General features: G+C 49.3%; 16 protein-coding genes. 15 read left to right on the plus strand and 1 reads right to left on the minus strand.

Annotated features, from left to right (window positions below; genetic code table 11):
- Positions 1–144 precede the first annotated feature (144 nt).
- The 15 genes from NYE33_RS19760 (at position 145) to NYE33_RS19830 (ending at position 17,393) form a co-directional block, all read left to right on the plus strand.
- A complete protein-coding gene (locus tag NYE33_RS19760; protein ID WP_042138084.1) occupies positions 145–912 on the plus strand; it encodes a DUF3388 domain-containing protein in 768 nt (255 codons plus the stop codon).
- A gap of 29 nt (positions 913–941) precedes the next feature.
- On the plus strand, positions 942–1,901 hold the full coding sequence (locus NYE33_RS19765) for a RodZ domain-containing protein (protein WP_042138082.1): 960 nt from the start codon (positions 942–944) through the stop codon (positions 1,899–1,901).
- An 83-nt stretch (positions 1,902–1,984) separates the two neighbouring features.
- Entirely contained in the window at positions 1,985–2,146 is a 162-nt protein-coding gene (locus NYE33_RS19770) for a hypothetical protein (protein WP_167347618.1), read from the plus strand.
- A gap of 235 nt (positions 2,147–2,381) precedes the next feature.
- The gene (locus tag NYE33_RS19775) at positions 2,382–2,873 is read left to right on the plus strand and encodes a YajQ family cyclic di-GMP-binding protein (protein ID WP_042138080.1); all 492 of its coding nucleotides are present in this window, start codon (positions 2,382–2,384) and stop codon (positions 2,871–2,873) included.
- 150 nt (positions 2,874–3,023) lie between these two features.
- Positions 3,024–3,611, plus strand: a complete 588-nt coding sequence (gene pgsA, locus NYE33_RS19780) for a CDP-diacylglycerol--glycerol-3-phosphate 3-phosphatidyltransferase (protein ID WP_039294770.1) — start codon at positions 3,024–3,026, stop codon at positions 3,609–3,611.
- A 64-nt stretch (positions 3,612–3,675) separates the two neighbouring features.
- Positions 3,676–4,965 (plus strand): competence/damage-inducible protein A, encoded by a 1,290-nt coding sequence (locus NYE33_RS19785; protein WP_042138077.1) that lies wholly within the window; start codon positions 3,676–3,678, stop codon positions 4,963–4,965.
- Between the two features lie 285 nt (positions 4,966–5,250).
- Positions 5,251–6,315, plus strand: coding sequence for a recombinase RecA (gene recA, locus NYE33_RS19790; RefSeq protein ID WP_042138075.1), 1,065 nt, complete (start codon positions 5,251–5,253; stop codon positions 6,313–6,315).
- 134 nt (positions 6,316–6,449) lie between these two features.
- The gene (locus tag NYE33_RS19795; RefSeq protein WP_042138074.1) at positions 6,450–7,184 is read left to right on the plus strand and encodes a regulatory protein RecX; all 735 of its coding nucleotides are present in this window, start codon (positions 6,450–6,452) and stop codon (positions 7,182–7,184) included.
- Between the two features lie 308 nt (positions 7,185–7,492).
- A complete protein-coding gene (gene rny, locus NYE33_RS19800; protein ID WP_039294762.1) occupies positions 7,493–9,034 on the plus strand; it encodes a ribonuclease Y in 1,542 nt (513 codons plus the stop codon).
- A gap of 262 nt (positions 9,035–9,296) precedes the next feature.
- On the plus strand, positions 9,297–10,091 hold the full coding sequence (locus tag NYE33_RS19805; RefSeq protein WP_039294761.1) for a TIGR00282 family metallophosphoesterase: 795 nt from the start codon (positions 9,297–9,299) through the stop codon (positions 10,089–10,091).
- Positions 10,092–10,293: 202 nt separating this feature from the next.
- Positions 10,294–10,554, plus strand: coding sequence for a stage V sporulation protein S (locus NYE33_RS19810; RefSeq protein WP_019910496.1), 261 nt, complete (start codon positions 10,294–10,296; stop codon positions 10,552–10,554).
- Between the two features lie 221 nt (positions 10,555–10,775).
- A complete protein-coding gene (locus tag NYE33_RS19815) occupies positions 10,776–11,765 on the plus strand; it encodes a dipeptidase (RefSeq protein WP_340944833.1) in 990 nt (329 codons plus the stop codon).
- A 154-nt stretch (positions 11,766–11,919) separates the two neighbouring features.
- Complete coding sequence (gene pduL / locus NYE33_RS19820; protein ID WP_039294751.1) at positions 11,920–12,492, plus strand: phosphate propanoyltransferase; 573 nt, start codon at positions 11,920–11,922, stop codon at positions 12,490–12,492.
- Between the two features lie 195 nt (positions 12,493–12,687).
- The gene (locus NYE33_RS19825) at positions 12,688–15,636 is read left to right on the plus strand and encodes an EAL domain-containing protein (protein WP_340944835.1); all 2,949 of its coding nucleotides are present in this window, start codon (positions 12,688–12,690) and stop codon (positions 15,634–15,636) included.
- 173 nt (positions 15,637–15,809) lie between these two features.
- A complete protein-coding gene (locus NYE33_RS19830) occupies positions 15,810–17,393 on the plus strand; it encodes a DEAD/DEAH box helicase (RefSeq protein ID WP_076246897.1) in 1,584 nt (527 codons plus the stop codon).
- Between the two features lie 548 nt (positions 17,394–17,941).
- On the opposite strand, the gene dapA is transcribed toward NYE33_RS19830, so the two are convergent.
- The gene (gene dapA, locus NYE33_RS19835; protein WP_042138071.1) at positions 17,942–18,817 is read right to left on the minus strand and encodes a 4-hydroxy-tetrahydrodipicolinate synthase; all 876 of its coding nucleotides are present in this window, start codon (positions 18,815–18,817) and stop codon (positions 17,942–17,944) included.
- Positions 18,818–18,875: the final 58 nt, after the last annotated feature.

The raw sequence follows: 18,875 nt of genomic DNA on the forward strand, positions 1-18,875 counted from the left end.
TGCGGAAGAAGCTCCCCTTGCGGGAGCTTTTCTGCAATTATTACAACAGTGTCCTTGCCTTTCAAAATTTTTTTATATATCATTAACATGACCCGTGTAGCGAAAGTGACATGCAGGGAAAAGGAATCTATGAGGTGCGCTAAAGTGGAATATAAACAGTGGTATATGGAGTACAAGATACATAAGAACAGACCCGGTCTCCTTGGAGATATCGCTTCAATGCTGGGAATGCTGGAAGTCAATATCCTGACGATTAACGGTGTTGAAGGCAAAACCCGCGGGATGCTGCTGGAAACCAGTGACGATGAGAAGATCATGCTGATGGGCGAGATGCTCAAAAAAGTTGATAATATAACGGTTACGGCACTGCGTTCTCCGCGCCTTGTGGATAAGCTTGCCGTCCGTCATGGACGATATATTGACCGCGATTCGGATGACCGCAAGACCTTCCGCTTCACCCGCGATGAGCTCGGACTGCTGGTGGATTTCCTCGGTGAATTGTTTAAGCGGGAAGGGAATCAGGTTATAGGTCTACGAGGCATGCCGCGTGTAGGGAAGACGGAATCTATTATTGCCGGCAGTGTATGTGCCATGAAGCGCTGGACCTTTGTCTCATCGACGCTGCTGCGGCAGACGGTACGGAGCCAACTGGCGGATGATGAGCTGAACCCGAATAATGTATTCATCATTGACGGAATTGTCAGCACTATACGTTCGAATGAGAAGCATTACAACCTGCTGCAGAACGTTATGAGTATGCCGAGCACCAAGGTGATTGAGCACCCGGATATTTTTGTGCGGGAATCCGAATACACCTTTGATGATTTCGATATCATTATCGAGCTGCGCAATACGCCGAACGAAGAGATATTGTACGAGTCGTTTACGACAAGCTACAGTGATGATCTTTAATATATATTATATTTTTAGGGGGTGATGGTATGTCGGAACTGGGCCGGCATTTGAAGGAGGCGCGTCTGCAAAAAGGGATGAGTCTTGATGATGTCCAGGAAGTAACAAAGATCCGCAAAAAATATTTGGAAGCCATCGAAGCAGGTGATTATAAAGTGCTTCCGGGAAGTTTCTATGTCCGGGCCTTTATCAAAACCTATGCTGAAGCGGTCGGGGTAAACCCGGATGAACTGATGGAGGAGCACGGCAATGTGCCTGCGGCTCCGGTCGATACCACCATGGAGACAGTGATCCAGAAGCGGAGCCGCAAGCCTGAAACGGAACGGAATGCCAAGTGGCTGCCTACCTTGCTGATGTGGACCTTTCCTGTCTTAATCCTTGTGGTCATCTATCTGTATGCATCTTCAACGATGAATAAAGAAGAGGCGGACAAAACGGATTCGGGGAGTTTGACTGCCGCTACGCAAGATCCGGCGAAGGTTCAGCCTTCAGCCACAGCGGCCGGCGGCGGTGCAGCAGCTACAGCTACTACGGATACTGGAGCAACTGCGACTGTTGCACCAACTGCTACTCCGGTGCCTTCCCCGACTCCGTCCACGCAGTCCATAACGGTTACAGAGGACCGCAAGTCGGGCAAAACGACAATCTATAAGGTTACGGCACCTGCGGGAAGCTCGGTTCAGGTAGAGATTGCCGCGACGGGAGTCAGCTGGCTTGAAGTCTACCAGGGTGAGAACTCCAAGGGGGAGAAGCTAAGCTTCGGGAACACTAAGGCTGGCGATAATATGAGCTTTACGCTCGGAAGTGCAGGAATGTACATCAAATCCGGATATTCCCCGGCTACCACAATTTCAGTAAACGGACAAGTTATCACCGATGGCAAAACATCGTCCCGGCTGCTCCTGGAGCTGGATGACGGAACTTCTGCCTCCGGCACTGATGATGCAGCTAATGCTGCTTCTGACGGTGAGAGTGCCACAACCGAATAGCAAATCCAATGTATAGGTTTCGGCGGATTGGAGAACCTAGGAATGATTTACAGTTCTTACTCCAAAGTGAGGTGTATTCTCTCATGACCGTCAGCTGGATCGTAACAGGACTTGGCATTATTGTCAGTCTCCTCGGTTATTATCTGACACCGAGTGCCTGGGGCTATGGTATTCTGGGCTTCGGACTGGCACATATTGTGCTCGGGATTCTGGATATGTTCCGGGCTCCTGCACGCAGCAGATAATACCTGGATGTGAGCGTCTCCCGGAGTTTGCTTCGGGAGACGTGTTTTTTATAATGTAATCCTTAATACATAGTTATACGCTCTATCTCTTTTACGTTCTATCTCTGGAAGCCAGGGCCCCACTTTGTGGGGTTGTTTTGTAATGCCTGTGGTGCTTTTCTTTCCAGTATTAGACTTAGGAGTCCCTTTCTCATATAATAGGAACAGACTAAATGTAAGCAAAGGACGTGGAATCATGAGTTCGGAAAGTTCATTCGACATTGTATCCAAAATGGATATGCAGGAATTGACCAATGCGGTCCATCAGACGGAGAAGGAAATTGATAACCGCTTCGATTTCAAGAACAGCAAAAGCAGTCTAAAGCTGGAAAAAGATGCGCTGATCATCGCTTCAGAGGATGAATACAAGCTAAATGCGGTTATTGATATCCTGCAGTCGAAAATGGTTAAGCGAGGAATTACACTGAAAAATATGGATTTTGGCAAAGTAGAACCCGCCTCACTGGGCACTGTACGCCAGCGTCTGGGCCTGAAGCAGGGAATTGATCAGGAGAACGCGAAGAAGATTAATATCTTGATCCGTGACTCCAAACTAAAGGTGAAGAGCACCATTCAAGGGGATCAGATCCGTGTTACCGGTAAAAGCCGCGATGACCTCCAGCAAATTATCCAGCTCCTGCGCAAAGCTGATTTGCCGCTCGATCTGCAGTTTAACAATTTAAAGTAAGCTTACGTACCCCGCAGTGTATACGCACCTTACTTTGCGGGGTATTTTATGTTTTTTTGACACTTATTTATGGCTATAATATACTAGCTAAAGCAGTTTTGAAGAAAATTGTGGAATATCGGATTCGTATGGATCAGGGGAGGAACTTCAGTGAATTTGCCCAACCGCATCACGCTAGCACGTATTTGTCTTATCCCGATTATGATGTTTTTTCTGCTGGTGGATTTCAGCTTCTATCCGGAACCGATACATTGGGGCTCATTTCAGCTTTCAATTAATCATTTGATTGCAGCTGTTATTTTCCTGCTTGCCGCCAGTACAGATGGAATAGACGGGTACATAGCCAGAAAGTATAACATGGTCACCAATCTCGGCAAACTGCTGGACCCGCTTGCAGACAAGCTGCTGGTCTCTGCAGTATTGATCTCGCTGGTTGAGCTGGGAAGATGTGATTCCTGGATTGCCATTGTCATCATCAGCCGTGAATTTGCCGTGACCGGCCTGCGCCAGGTGGCATTGCTTGAAGGTAAAGTAGTGGCCGCGAGCAAATGGGGCAAGATAAAGACAGTCACTCAGATTGTCGCGATTTCGCTGCTTCTGCTTAACAATTTCCCGTTCCAGTTCGTCAGCATCCCGGTGGATGATATTGCGATTTGGGCTGCAGCGATTATCACCATCTATTCGGGTATTGATTATTTCGTGAAGAACAAGGACTTGCTGCAGCTTCATAATGCCTGAAGTTTGCTAAGCTGCTTGATTTTTGTTTTGCATCATTTCTACAATCAGGAGGAGAACGCCAGCTATGAAAGCGGAAATTATTGCCGTTGGAACAGAACTTTTGCTTGGACAGATAGTAAACAGCAATGCCCAGTTTCTTTCAATAGAGCTGGCTGCGTTAGGGATTGATGTATATTTTCAGACCGTAGTCGGGGACAACAAGAACCGTCTTCTGGAAGCAATTGAGATTGCACGGAACCGTGCGGATATTATATTGTTCACCGGCGGAATCGGACCGACGGAGGATGATCTGACCAAAGATGCACTTGCTGCGGCGCTTGGCCGTACCCTTCATATCGACCAGCTTGCTATGGATCATGTGCAGCGCTTCTTCGATGACCGCAAGATTGTCATGACCGAGAATAACCGCAAGCAGGCGCTGGTGATTGAAGGAACGACACCGTTGTCTAATGAAATCGGACTTGCGGTAGGTATTGCTTTTGCAGAAGATAACAAGTATTACATCGTACTGCCGGGTCCTCCCCGGGAGATGAAGCCGATGTTCACAGATAAAGCCAAGCCTTGGCTGCAGCAGCATGCACTTACCAGCGAAATGCCGATTTACTCCAAGATGCTTAAGTTTGCAGGCATTGGCGAATCACTGCTGGAGGACAAGCTGATTGACCTGATCCGCGGCCAGAGCGATCCTACGATTGCTCCTTACGCCAAGGAAGGCGAAGTGACAGTGCGTATTTCCACCAAAGCTCCGTCTGAGCGTGAGGCTATGGTTAAGCTTGATGTGCTGGAGAAGAAGATTGCCGATATTCTGCCGGAGAATCTGTATGCCAATATTGATGTGCCGCTTGAACAGCTGATTGTCGACTGGATGGCGGATGCAGGCCTGACGCTTAGTGCTGCTGAGAGCTGCACGGGCGGACTGCTGATGGAGAGCATTACGAACATCCCGGGCAGTGCATCCATGTTCGCCGGTGGAATCGTCTGTTATTCGAACGATTTGAAGAAGAAGCTGCTGAATGTGCCTGCAGCTATGCTGGAGGGGCCTGACGCACCCGGTGCGGTCAGCCGTGAGGTAGCCGAAGTGCTGGCAGAGCAGGTGCGGATGATCGGGGATAGTGACTTTGGCTTGTCTGTTACGGGTGTAGCCGGGCCGGGATATTCTGAACGGAAGCCTGTGGGGCTGGTATTCGTCGGACTGGCCGAACGCGGCCGGAAGACGGAGGTATACGAGCTGAATCTCAAGGGAACCCGCGAGAATATCCGCCTGCGTACAGTCAAGGCTTTGCTGTACCGCCTCTGGCGCCGGCTGGAGGAACGCAAGGTGGCTACCCCGCTTGAAGGATCGGCCTTGCAATAATCAACCGGGCCGGTATATAATTTGTTCATACGGAAGAACCGTGGCATAGAAATTCTCTGCTGCGGTTCTTTGTTTATATTCCCCGCTGGCGTGACCTCTATGATCCACCGCGTGAGACCTTTTGAGGATTAAGCCCTGTGTGTCTATCATCCGGAAGGAGGCTTACAATAAAAGGGAGTATTAACCCGGGAGACAAAAAAAACGAATGTATGTTCGAAAAAAAGCTTGGCAAGACCTCCAAAACACGTTATTATAATACTATAAACAGTGAAGGAAGTGGTCTGATTGTCAGATCGTCGTGCAGCGCTTGATATGGCGCTTCGTCAAATAGAAAAACAATTCGGTAAAGGTTCGATCATGAAACTGGGAGAATCCACTCACATGAAAGTGGAAGTTGTACCTAGCGGATCTTTGGCACTTGATATTGCACTAGGTATTGGCGGACTTCCCAAAGGACGCATTATTGAAGTATACGGACCGGAATCATCCGGTAAGACGACCGTTGCACTTCATGCTATCGCAGAAGTACAGAAGCTTGGCGGACAAGCTGCTTTCATCGATGCGGAGCATGCTCTTGACCCTAAGTATGCGAATGCGCTTGGCGTTAACATTGATGAATTGCTGCTATCCCAGCCGGATACGGGCGAACAGGCACTGGAAATTGCTGAAGCTCTCGTTCGCAGTGGAGCTGTAGACATCATCGTTGTGGACTCCGTTGCAGCATTGGTACCGAAGGCCGAAATTGAAGGCGACATGGGAGATTCCCACGTAGGTTTGCAGGCCCGTCTGATGTCCCAGGCATTGCGTAAGCTTTCGGGTGCCATTAACAAATCCAACACGATTGCCATCTTCATTAACCAGCTTCGTGAGAAGATCGGAGTTATGTTCGGTAACCCTGAGACCACTCCGGGTGGACGCGCTCTGAAATTCTACTCCTCCGTTCGTCTCGATGTACGCCGGGTAGAGAGCATTAAGATGGGGAACGATGTTGTGGGTAACCGCACCAAGATCAAAGTCGTGAAGAACAAGGTAGCGCCTCCGTTTAAGCAAGCGGATGTGGATATCATGTACGGCGAAGGGATTTCCAGAGAGGGAAGCCTTGTGGATATCGGTACTGAGATGGATATCGTCAACAAGAGCGGCGCCTGGTATTCTTATGAGGGCGAGCGTCTTGGCCAAGGCCGTGAGAACTCTAAGCAGTTCCTGAAAGAACATCAGGATATTGCTCTGTTGATTGAGAATAAGATCCGCGAAGCAAGTAACTTATCTACTCTGGTAGCTGCACCAACAGAAGCTGATGTGGTTGCAGAGCAAGAGGAAGAAGAGAAATTGCTGCTTGAGATTGAATAATGTAAGCTCCAGGTCCTTAGCAATTTAATTTTAATAATGAAGATAAGATATAAGGCGCCCTGTGATGAATGAGCAGGGCGCTTTTTCGTAAATTAAACAGGCATTATGTCTATGTTAACGAGGTGAGTGACAGTATGGTGATACAATTGGATTCTGAGCCGGATGAACAGGATGTACAGATTCTGGCCGATTTTCCCGAAGATGAGGAACTGGTAATTACGCGTGTAGAGCGTCTGAAGAAGTCGAACTACCGTTATTTGATTCATTTCGGTGCCTATAACGTGACTGTTCATGAAGATGTCATGATTAAATACCGGATGATTTCCGGAAGCTCGTTTGTGAAGGCGGATCTGGAGGAAATTGTTGCTGCCGATGAACGCCAGCGGGCCTATGTAGAAGGTCTGAAATACCTGGAACGCAAGCCCAGAACGGCACAGGAAATGGCCCGCCGTTTACGGGAGAAGGAAATAGGGGAGACTGTTATTGCCGAAGTTCTGCTGCGGCTGCAGGAGGAGCGGCTTCTGGATGACCCCCTGTATGCCAAGCAGTGGGCGGAACAGCGCATAACGAACCAGCGTAAGGGCAAAATGTGGATCCGCCAGGAGCTTCGCGAGAAGGGGATTGATAAATCGCTGATCTCTGAAGCACTGGATCAGATCACCCCTGAGCAGGAAATGGAGAGCGCACTGCAGACCGGGCGGAAGAAATGGAATTTGCTCCGGGGAGATATAAATGAGAAGCGGCGCAAGACGGGAGCCTTTCTGATGCGCAGAGGATTCTCCGGTGAAATGGTACGCCAGGTGATCCAGATTCTACGTGCGGAAGAGGATTCTGCGGGGGAAGAAGTGGAGATTTTCGATCTGGATTGATTCTCTTGACTTTAATGCGTTTATCGACTCTCTTGACAATGTCTTTTTATAAATAATAAAATATAACATGAATCGGCATAAACTAAGAATCCTTTTTCCTTCCCAAAAAGCAGACTCTTATGATCCGGTTCGCGTACAACTCATATGAAATGTAATCGCCGGATAAGGCGGGCAGTGTGCATGTGCAGCATGTGCAGTATGGCAATCGGTGTATTACCGGTTTTTTGTATGGTGATGAACGGATAGTTTAACAACTGCACAAATACCCAAGGGTAAGCCTTGGAGGATATCAACGAGGAGGTGAACAGATGGAAACAGTGATCTGGGTCATTATCGTTCTCGTTGTAGCTGCAGCATTCTTTGGATTCGGTTATTTTATTCGTAAATCCCTTGCAGAAGCTAAGATTTCAAGCGCAGAGAAAGAAGCCGTAGTCATCGTGGAGAACGCGAAGAAAGAGGCGGAGGCGCTGAAGAAGGAAACGGTACTCGAGGCTAAGGACGAAGTTCATAGAATCCGTACCGAAGCTGAGAAAGAAACTCGTGAACGTCGGAATGAAATCCAACGGCAAGAGAGACGTTTGCTGCAAAAGGAAGAATCGCTGGATAAAAAAATGGAATCGCTTGAACGAAAAGAAGAACAAGTAGCTAACAAAGAGAAACGAATTGATGAAACCCAACAGCAGATTGATGTTATTTACAAGAATCAGGTTACTGAGCTGGAACGTATCTCCAATCTGAGCATCGATGATGCCAGAAGTATCATTCTCAGCAATGTTGAACAGGAAGTTCGCCATGAAACTGCTCAGATGATTAAGGAAATAGAACAGCAGGCCAAGGAAGAAGCGGACAAGAAAGCCCGCGAGATTATTACACTGGCTATTCAACGCTGTGCAGCTGATCATGTGGCAGAAACCACGGTTTCTGTTGTTACATTGCCGAATGAAGAGATGAAAGGCCGGATTATTGGCCGCGAAGGCCGTAACATCCGCGCCCTGGAAACTCTTACGGGGATTGATCTTATTATTGATGATACGCCGGAAGCGGTTATACTGTCAGGATTTGATCCGATCCGCCGTGAGGTGGCCCGTACAGCACTTGAGAAACTGGTGGCTGATGGACGTATCCATCCGGCACGGATTGAAGAAATGGTGGAGAAATCCCGTAAAGAAGTGGATGAGCGGATTCGTGAATACGGTGAACAAGCTACCTTCGAGGTTGGCGTTCATGGTCTGCATCCGGATCTGATCAAAATTCTGGGCCGTCTGAAATTCCGTACGAGCTACGGTCAAAACGTACTTAAGCACTCCATGGAGGTTGCTTATTTGACTGGACTTATGGCCGGTGAGCTTGGGGAAGACATCGTGCTTGCAAAACGTGCCGGACTGCTGCATGATATCGGCAAAGCGCTTGATCATGAAGTAGAAGGCTCGCATGTTGAAATCGGCGTCGAACTGGCGAAGAAGTACAAAGAACACCCGGTGGTTATCAACAGTATCGCATCCCATCATGGAGATGTCGAAGCTACCTCGGTGATTGCTATGCTGGTTGGAGCTGCTGATGCATTGTCAGCTGCACGTCCCGGCGCACGCCGCGAAACCCTGGAAACGTACATCAAACGTCTGGAGAAGCTGGAGGAGATCTCCGAGTCCTTCGAAGGCGTTGAGAAATCCTATGCTATACAAGCAGGCCGCGAGGTCCGCGTAATGGTACAGCCTGAGAAGATTGATGATGCGGAAGCTTTCCGTCTGGCCCGTGACATTACGAAGATGATTGAGAGTGAGCTGGATTATCCGGGTCATATCAAGGTTACCGTTATTCGTGAGACACGTGCTGTAGAATACGCTAAATAAGCAAGGAAATCGGCCCCCCTGCGGGGCCTTTTTTCTTGCATACCGCTAGCGGCCGCATGAGCTGAATCATAGTCAGACGGGTAAGCCCTGAGTTTGGAACCATGCAGAATCGGTGAAATTAAACTTATAAATAAGTTTTGTACGAAGAGTATTCTCAAAAGCTGATGCTTACAAAACTTAAGAGTATGCTTTCGATGCGAGTTTTGTACGAAGTAAAATTCCAAGAAGCTGATGCTTACAAAACTTTTAGGAGGAGAAAATCATTAAAGTTTTATTTATCGGTGACATCGTTGGCAATACGGGCAGAAAGGCACTGCGTGAAATGCTGCCATCTCTGAAAAGTAAATATCAGCCGCATATTATTATTGCCAATGGTGAGAATGCAGCAGCCGGAAGAGGGATCACAGCGGCTATAGCCAATGAATTTTTCAACTGGGGTGTGCACGGGATTACGATGGGCAATCACACCTGGGACAACAAGGATATCTTTGAGTTCATTGATGACGAGCCGCGGATCATCCGTCCGGCTAATTTTCCTCCGGGGACTCCGGGCAGAGGGTACACTGTGGTTAAAGGCAACGGCAAACAGCTGGCAATTGTGAACCTGCAGGGCCGCACCTTCCTTCCGGCGATTGATGATCCTTTCCGCATTGGCGAGGAGATTGTGGAAGAGCTGCGCAGAGAGCATAAATGTATTCTGGTTGATTTCCATGCTGAAGCCACCTCCGAAAAAATAGCAATGGGCTATTTCATGGATGGCCTCGCCTCGATCGTTGTAGGCACGCACACTCATGTACAGAGCAATGACGATGTGATCCTGCCTGGAGGCACGGCTTATTTGACAGATGCGGGCATGGTTGGTTCAAGAGAAGGAATTCTGGGTATGGAAAAGGATGCGATCATCTATAAATTTACAACTCAGCTTCCCTCCCGGTTTGTAGTCGACGAAGGCAAATGGCAGCTGCACGGTTTATTTGCAGAACTTGATGAAGCTACGGGTAAGGCGACACGACTGGAGAAGATCCGGCTGCGTGAAGATGAATGGGTGATGAGCTAGAGGATTTACAAAGAATCAGGGTTTTCGGGAAAAGTCGCTTGTTTTGGGTGAAGTGTGATATTTATTATATCGAAAAAGAGTATCTTTTGAACTAATTTCTCCAGAGAGGTCCGCAAAAAGAAGGAATTAAATCTTCTCTCGCGAATAACATCTACTGTAGTGGAAGAAGAACACCATCATTTTCCCAGGGGAGGTACTTACTATGGATGTATTAAAAGTATCAGCTAAATCCAATCCAAATTCCGTTGCTGGCGCACTAGCAGGTGTTCTTCGCGAACGTGGATCGGCCGAGCTACAAGCTATTGGAGCAGGAGCACTGAACCAGGCAGTCAAAGCAGTTGCCATCGCCCGGGGATTTGTCGCACCTAGCGGAGTCGACTTGATCTGTATCCCGGCTTTTACGGATATAGTGATTGATGGGGAAGACCGGACGGCGATCAAACTTATTGTTGAACCCAGATAATTATATGACCTTTTTAGATTGAGCCTGTTTACATTGTAAACAGGTTTTTGTATTTTTGGGGTGCCCCACTTTGTGGGGTTATTTTGATATATAAGAATGTATATGCTTCGTAGCCGTTCCCACTTACTGTCCCGTCTCATCCCTGATGCTGTGGCATACACTTATAAATAAGAGATTCCACCGTTATTCAGTTCTTCAAGAGAAGGGAGACGATCTTTACAGTGAGTGTCAAGAAGCTGAGAGTGGCGGATTTCCACTGCGATGCCTTAAGCAAGCTGCAGGCCAGTCCGGAGATAGATTTCAAGAATGACCCCCGTCTGGACGTGACGGCAGAGCGGATGGTGGAGGGGAATGTCGAACTTCAGGTTTTTGCGGTTTATTTGTCGGCGGACCGCGGGAGAGCGAAGTTTGAGGATGTTCTCGGGCAAATTGAATTATTCCGGCAGAAGGTAGTTGGCCCAGGGGGCCTTCAGTGGCTCCGCTGGAAGGAAGAGGCAGATGAACAGATACTTACAGCCCCTGCCTTCGGGATGCTCTCTTTGGAGGGCGTGGACGGTCTGGAGGGCAATCTGTTCTATGCACAGCTGTGCTTTGAGCTGGGAGTGCGTTTCCTGGGGGTAACCTGGAACTACGCCAACTGGGCTGCGGATGGTGTGCTGGAGCAGCGCAACGGCGGTTTCACGGAGAAGGGGAGGAAGCTGATCGAGTGGTGCAACGGAAGCGGTATGCTGCTGGATGTGTCCCATCTGGCACCGGCAGGCTTCTGGGAGCTGGCGGAACGCAGTAAACGCCCGTTCATAGCTTCACATTCCAATAGTGCGGCCATCTGCGGCCATCCCCGCAATTTGAGTGACGGGCAGATTCAGGCGCTGATTGCGGTGGACGGGCGGATGGGATTAACCTTTGTCCCCTGGTTTGTACGTGACGGGGGAGGGGCGAAGATTGATGATATGCGGAGGCATATTGAACATGTCTGCGCGCTGGGAGGCTCGAAGCAGCTGATGTTCGGCTCAGATTTTGACGGCATTGAGATGTGGGTCGAGGGCCTTGAGCATCCGGGCAAATATGCGGAGTTTACTGACTTGCTGCTGAGGTACTATCCCGAGGATGAGGTGAAAGGCTGGTTGTGCGGGAATGCGCTGACTTACCTAAGAACGCATCTGCCTTCTTCTGCGGGAGTGAATCCGCTGTCCCCACCAGAGGGATTATAAAATGGCAAAACTATGACAATCCGTTTCTCGGATCGTAAAATGTCGAAAAAAAGGCGCTCATTGTGATGAGGGTCTTTTTTTTTAAGGGTAATAAGATGTATAATGTTCAGTGGCTTGTACAGATACTAGAGAAAATACAAGGAGTGACTTAAAAATGAGCAAGACTGTATCCGTAGGTGTGTCGGCCCGACATATTCACCTTACGCAGGAGCATGTGGAAGCATTGTTTGGCGCAGGTTACCAATTGACTGAGTTCAAACCCCTTTCCCAACCAGGACAATTCGCAGCAAATGAGCAAGTAGCAGTAATCGGTACCAAAGGTAAGTTCGACAAAGTGAGAATTCTCGGCCCGGCCCGTCCGGCTTCCCAGCTGGAAGTATCGCGCACAGACGCATTCAGCCTCGGCGTGAAGGCACCTGTACGTGAATCCGGTCATATTGAAGGAACACCAGGCATTACTATCAAAGGTCCAGCCGGTGAAGTTGAACTGGAGACAGGTGTCATTGTGGCAGCCCGTCACATCCACTTCCACACTTCTGAAGCAGAAGCTTGGGGCATTGCCGACAAGCAGCTCCTGAAGGTACGCCTTGGCGGCGAACGCGGCCTGGTGCTGGAGAACGTAATCGCCCGTGTATCCGACAATTTCAAGCTTGATATGCATATCGACACCGACGAAGCTAACGCTGCAGGTGCCAATAACGGCGATACTGCTGAAATCGTAGATTAGTCTTATAATATTATTGCAAGGCAACGGGCAGGGGAGAAATCCTCTGCTTTTTTTGTGCTTTTGTCGAATAAAGGGTTTTCGTTGTTGTTGTGGAATAAGAGTAGCATCTGGGAAAATATTCTTGTATGTACCAAAAGCCGGTATCTGGTGTTCAGCGGGTGGTTGCCAAAATGCATTCAGAAAGAAGGCGGAGCAATGAACCAGAAGGAATCGAGTTCAACTTCAACCGATGAGGCAGCAGCCGGAACAGTGGTGTTATCGGAATTTATGGCGGAAAGAAACAAGCGGTTTGAATTAGCACAGGTACTGGCAAATGTGGGGTACTGGGAATATGACCGGATTTTGCAAAAAATAACGTGGTCGAAACATATGTATGCGATTTATGGTCAGGCGCTGTCTTCCGGAGTGGATTTAGATAATGTATTTGCCAGGGTCCATGAGGAGGATGCAGGGCGGGTAAAATTGGCTTTCTCTAATTCCCTGGAGTCCATGCAGTCCTATCAAATAGAATATAGAATTATCCGCCCGGACGGAGAGGTCCGTTATGTCGCTGAAAGTGCGCGGTTTTGGGACAACGAGGCGATTGGGACTGTTCAGGATATCACGGAAAAGACAGCTTTGCAGCTTCAACTGATTGAAGAAGGCCAATACTACAAATCACTGTTTGAAAATAATACGGATGCGGTATATTCCAGCAATCTTGAAGGTATGATTCTGTCCTGCAATGCAGCTATGAACGGACTGTTTGGATATACCGAGGGCGAGCTGGTCCATGCCAGCTTTGAACGCCTGATTGATCCGGAGCAGGTCAGCCTCTCCAGAAAGGTTATTGCAGAAGTGATAAATACCGTAAGCCCGCGAAGCTATGAGCTGACAGCCAGGCATAAGGATGGCACGGCTATTGATATTTTTGTAACGAATATTCCTGTAATGATTGCTAATGAGCTGGTGGGTATCTATGGCATAGCCAAAAATGTAACGGAACAAAAGTCCATGGAGCGGCATCTGCTGGAAGCGGAGGCTAAATACCGGAGTATAGTGGAGCAGTCGATAGTAGGTGTTTTTATTGTTCAAAATGGAATATATATCTATGCTAATCCTCATCTTGAACGAATGCTGGGGAACGTTAATTTGATGGGACGGCAGGTATTGGATTCCATCTACCCGGGGGACCGCGATACGGTATCCACCAAGATGCTGGGTTTAACGGAAGGGCAATTTAACCGCACTATGATACATAGAGCCGTCAAGCCGGATGGCAGCCTTATTTATTGTGAAGTACATTACACCCGGATATTACACATCAATGAGGATGCAATCGTTGGCACTGTCCTGGATATTACCGAGCGGAAGGAAACGGAGCAGGAAACAGAGTATTTGGCGTATCACGATTATCTGACGGGGCTTCCCAATCGGCGGATGTTTGAAGAGCAGCTGGATCAACAGTTAAGACTGGCATCATTTTATAATAAAAAGCTTGCGGTGCTCCTGATTGATCTGGATCGCTTTAAGGCCGTCAATGATATTCTGGGGCACACTATAGGTGACACATTGCTCAAACAGTTTGCCGTCAAACTGCAGGAAAGCCTTGAAAATGGATGGGTGGCGTACCGGTTAAGCGGGGATGAGTTCTGTATTATTCTGCCGGAAGTGGAGAGCCACCGTGAAGCGATTTTTCTGTCCGAGTCCATTATCAGCCGTACCAAGGAAGATTATTTAATAGCAGGCTTTGAGCTTAATATCACGCTGAGTATGGGGATCAGTATTTTCCCGGAGGATGGGGATTCGGTTGATAGGCTCCTGCTGAATGCAGATTCGGCTCTATATCATGCCAAGTCACAGGGGAGGGACCAGGCCCAGTGCTATTCCTCATCGCTGAACATTCAGTCTTTCAAAATATTCACCATGACCAATGATCTGCGCAAAGCCCTGGAGAAACAGGAGCTGTTCCTGCAATATATGCCGCGAGTGGATACGCAGACCCGGGAAATTCTCGGTGCCGAGGCGCTGATCCGCTGGAATCATCCGGACTGGGGGCTGGTGTCGCCGGCGGAGTTCGTCCCGATTGCAGAAGAGAGCGGACTTATAGTGCCTATCGGAGAATGGGTGCTCCGGGAAGCTTGCCGGCAGAACAAGCAATGGCAGGAGATGGGGCTGCCGCATATTACGGTATCTGTTAATTTCTCGGTGCAGCAGCTGTTCCAGCAGAATATTCTGCAGACGATTGATGAAATTCTCGCTGGGTCCGGGCTGGCTCCCGAATATCTGGAGATTGAAATCACGGAGAGCTCCTTCATGACCAATGAGAGGGAAGTCATTCAATTGCTGGAGGAGCTTAGAAAACGGAAGATTAAAGTTTCACTTGATGACTTTGGAACGGGTTATTCTTCTTTATATATGCTTAAGCGGTTAGCGCTGGATACGGTGAAAATTGACAAGGCCTTCGTGGAAGAAATTTTGACTGACCCTGTAAACCAAAGCATTATTGAGTGCATTCTGAATCTGGCCAAGGCGCTAAAAATGAATGTTGTAGCTGAGGGTGTGGAGACGGAGGCGCAATATGAGTATTTAAAGGAGCAGCATTGTGATGAGATACAGGGTTATTATTTCAGCCGTCCGGTTGAACCGGAAGCCCTGGGAATGCTGCTTCGCGAGAAGCATATGGCCAACACGAGCCCGGGAGTAACAGAAATCCCGCCAGTCAGTAACCGCCGGGAATACTTCCGCGTAGATTTAGCCAATCCGCTTGTTGCCGGAATGACGATAAGTACGTTTAAGGGCAGGGAGGTAGATCTCGGAAGTACCGAGGTATATCTGACCAATATCGGACCGGGCGGATTGAAATTCGTGATGGGCTATAAGCTGCCGGTGAACGACAATATTCTGCTTAAGTTTGAAACCGAGATTCTGCATCAGCCAACCCATCTGTTGGGCAAAATTGCCTGGACCCACGAATTGGAGAATGGCGCGGTGTATGAGTACGGTGTCCAGTTTCAGATGGAGGAAAGTGAACGGCTCGGGCTGATCCGGAATCTGAATAACCTGGCGATCCAAATCCGTGAAGGCACGCCTGCGCATACCCGGATATTCCTGGGCGACCCGGTGAAAAGCATTAAAGAACAGCTGAAAAAAGTCCGGCTGTAACAGATAAATATTGGTTTGGAAGAGGAGCGATGAAAGTATCGCTTCTTTTTAATGGCTAAACGTGTTATCATTATGTGTTATGACTTTGACGAGCGCTATGTGGAGACGCCGCAGATGATATATACAGTGATTAATGGCTTGCTAATATATGTACTCAAAATTAAGGAGATAAAATGACATTTAACGATTTGAACTTGATTCCCCCGATTCTCAAGGCACTGAGCCTGGAAAACTATACATCCCCGACTCCAATTCAGGAGGAATCCATCCCTGCGGCCTTGGCCGGCAGAGATATTCTGGGCTGCGCCCAGACGGGTACCGGAAAAACCGCAGCTTTTTCATTGCCGATTATTCAGCTGCTCAGTCAGCAGCCGGCCAGAACCGGCGGAGCGAAACGTATCCGTTCCCTGATTCTGACTCCGACCAGAGAGCTAGCTCTGCAGATCTCCGAGAATATTCAGGCGTACAGCAAGTTCACAACGATCCGCTCGACAGCGATTGTCGGAGGGGTATCCCAGAAGGCCCAGGAACGGGCGCTTAGCCAGGGTGCAGATATTCTGATTGCTACACCGGGCAGACTGATCGATCTGATCAGCCAGAGACATGTGGATCTGCAGCATGTGCAGATCCTCGTGCTGGATGAAGCGGACCGCATGCTGGACATGGGCTTCATTCATGACGTGAAGCGGATTATTGCCAAGATGCCGGCCAAGAAGCAAACGCTGTTCTTCTCGGCAACGATGCCGGCAGAGATCTCCCAGCTGGTGAAGACATTGCTGGTGGACCCGGTGAAAATTGAGATTACTCCGGTATCTTCGACCGTAGACAGAATCGAGCAATCGATTTATTTGCTGGAGAACGGCAATAAGCAGAATCAGCTGAACCGTCTGCTGCAGGATCCTTCGATCGTGTCCGCGCTCGTCTTCACCCGCACCAAACGCGGAGCTGACCGGGTAACCCGCGATCTGACCCGGATCAATATTACCGCTCAGGCCATTCACGGCAACAAATCGCAGAATGACCGCCAGAATGCGCTGAGAAACTTCAAGAGCGGCGCGACACGTGTGCTGGTGGCTACAGATATCGCCGCCCGCGGGATTGATATTGATGAGCTGTCCCATGTCATCAACTTCAACCTGCCGAATATTCCGGAAACCTATGTTCACCGTATTGGCCGGACCGGCCGTGCGGGAATGAGCGGAGTTGCCATCTCGCTGTGCGAAGCTGAGGAAATTCCATACCTGAAGGATATCCAGAAGCTGATCGGCAAGGTGATTCCGGAAGTGAAGGATCATGCTTACCCGATGTCCAAGAGCAATCTGGCATTGCTGGCAGACCGTCCAGGCAAAGCACCGGCCAAACCGTCGCAGAAAGCCAAAACGAATCCGGCACGCAAGCCGAAATCGGAATGGTTCTCGCAAGGCAAGCAGGGCGGCGGTAACGGCGGAGCGAAAAGCGCATCGGGCAGTGGCTATGCGGGCAGCGGAGCGAAAAGCGCGTCGGGTAGTGGCTATGCGGGCAACGGAGCGAAAAGCGCGTCGGGCAGTAGCTATGCAGGCAGCGGGGCTGGCAGCAGCCGGCCTGCTGGCGAGTCCGGCAATAGAGCAGGCTCCGGCAGCCGGCCGGGCGAAAGATCTGCTGCCCGTCCAGGCGGCAACCAGAGCAGCAAGCCGGCTGGAGGCCAATACGGCCGTTCCAGCCAGTCCGGCAACAGACCTGGCAACCGTCCTGCGGCCAAAGCAGGCAGATCTCAATAACTTTTTGAGATGAATAATGTAAAGATAAACAGCAGCCTTCCCTTGGGAGGCTGCTTTATTTGATTTGAGGTAAAACCTTTGCGGATGCGCAATGTATTCGGTTTATCGTATACAATTGGTTCGTTTACCCTTGCGGATGCGTAATGTATTCGGTTTATCGCATACAATGGGTTCATTTAGCTTTACGGTGACGCAATGTATTCGGTTTATCGCATACAATTGGTTCGTTTACCTTTGCGAATGCGTAATGTATTCGGTTTATCGTATACAATGGGCTCGTTTACCTTTGCGGATGCGCAATGTACTCGGATTATCGCATACAATGGGTTCATTAACTCTACCGTTCGTGGTTTTCTGCATACTTTAGCCATATTCCCTTCACCCATTGCGTATTGAGAAACTGTAAGGAAGCGTCTCGTAAAACATTACTTACTCGTCAATCATTATTAGTAGAAGAGCACGCAAAAACCGCCGCTTTCCAGTCCCTGACTGAGAAGCGGCGGTTTCGCCGATGTTGCCTTTATTGTTACTATAATGAGCAGAAGAAGTTACCCGGCGAGATAAGCACCCAGCTCTTCGCGCAGCGCAGCGCTGATGGAGGTCATCGGCAGGCGGAGCGTGTCGGAGGAGATCTCGCCGCGTGCACTGAGCAGCCATTTGATCGGCGCCGGATTGGATTCCTTGAACAGCAGCTTCATCAGCGGCACGAGCTGATCAAAGGCAGCCCGGGCGGCCTCTACCTGGCCGGCTCTGTACTGCTCATAGATGCTGAGATAGGAGGCGGTATGTACATTGGCCGAGGCCAGCATGCCACCGGCAGCTCCGCAGCCCAGCATATCGAAGAAGTTCAAGTCATCGCCGCAGAGCACGGGCTTGGAGCCGTGGCGGGACAGCTCGGAGACCAGCACCGGAGAGCCGGAGCAGTCTTTTAACCCGACAACGTTGTTCATCTCCAGGATCGTACGGGCGGTGTCTACGGACATGCCGACTCCGGCGCGGCCGGGAATATCGTAGGCGATGATCGGAAGGCCGACCTCAGCTGCCTTGCGGAAATGGGCGATAATGCCTTCCTGCGAAGGACGGCTGTAATAAGGGACAACAACCAGTGCGGCATCGGCACCTGAGTTCGCAGCAAGCTCTGTGCGGGTGACAGTGGACATTGTATCATTGGTACCCGTGCCAACCACGAGCGGGATGGAAGTGTTCTTCAAAAGCTCACGTGATGCATCCACGAGTGTCTGCAATTCCTGTATGTTGACTGTCGGCGATTCTCCAGTGGTTCCATTAACGACCAGACCATGAATACTGTTCTTGATGATGTTGTTCACATACCGCTGATACGACTCCAGATCAATCTCGCCGGCGGCATGGAACGGGGTTACCACGGGAACATAGATTCCATAAATCTGTTCTTCTGTTAACATGAATATCGTCCTCCAAAATTGTAAAATCCTTTTATCCTACTGTACCATGGATTATTGC

It is taken from the genome of Paenibacillus sp. FSL R10-2199, assembly GCF_038000235.1.
GTDB classification, from domain to species: Bacteria; Bacillota; Bacilli; order Paenibacillales; family Paenibacillaceae; genus Paenibacillus_AQ; species Paenibacillus_AQ phytohabitans.

Coding starts and splice junctions, on each gene's coding strand:
- NYE33_RS19775 (WP_042138080.1), top strand. CDS start 2,382: ATGAGTTCGGAAAGTTCATTCGACATTGTATCCAAAATGGATATGCAG.
- NYE33_RS19830 (WP_076246897.1), top strand. CDS start 15,810: ATGACATTTAACGATTTGAACTTGATTCCCCCGATTCTCAAGGCACTG.
- NYE33_RS19765 (WP_042138082.1), top strand. CDS start 942: ATGTCGGAACTGGGCCGGCATTTGAAGGAGGCGCGTCTGCAAAAAGGG.
- dapA (WP_042138071.1), bottom strand. CDS start 18,817: ATGTTAACAGAAGAACAGATTTATGGAATCTATGTTCCCGTGGTAACC.
- NYE33_RS19810 (WP_019910496.1), top strand. CDS start 10,294: ATGGATGTATTAAAAGTATCAGCTAAATCCAATCCAAATTCCGTTGCT.
- NYE33_RS19785 (WP_042138077.1), top strand. CDS start 3,676: ATGAAAGCGGAAATTATTGCCGTTGGAACAGAACTTTTGCTTGGACAG.
- pduL (WP_039294751.1), top strand. CDS start 11,920: ATGAGCAAGACTGTATCCGTAGGTGTGTCGGCCCGACATATTCACCTT.
- NYE33_RS19795 (WP_042138074.1), top strand. CDS start 6,450: ATGGTGATACAATTGGATTCTGAGCCGGATGAACAGGATGTACAGATT.
- NYE33_RS19770 (WP_167347618.1), top strand. CDS start 1,985: ATGACCGTCAGCTGGATCGTAACAGGACTTGGCATTATTGTCAGTCTC.
- rny (WP_039294762.1), top strand. CDS start 7,493: ATGGAAACAGTGATCTGGGTCATTATCGTTCTCGTTGTAGCTGCAGCA.
- NYE33_RS19825 (WP_340944835.1), top strand. CDS start 12,688: ATGAACCAGAAGGAATCGAGTTCAACTTCAACCGATGAGGCAGCAGCC.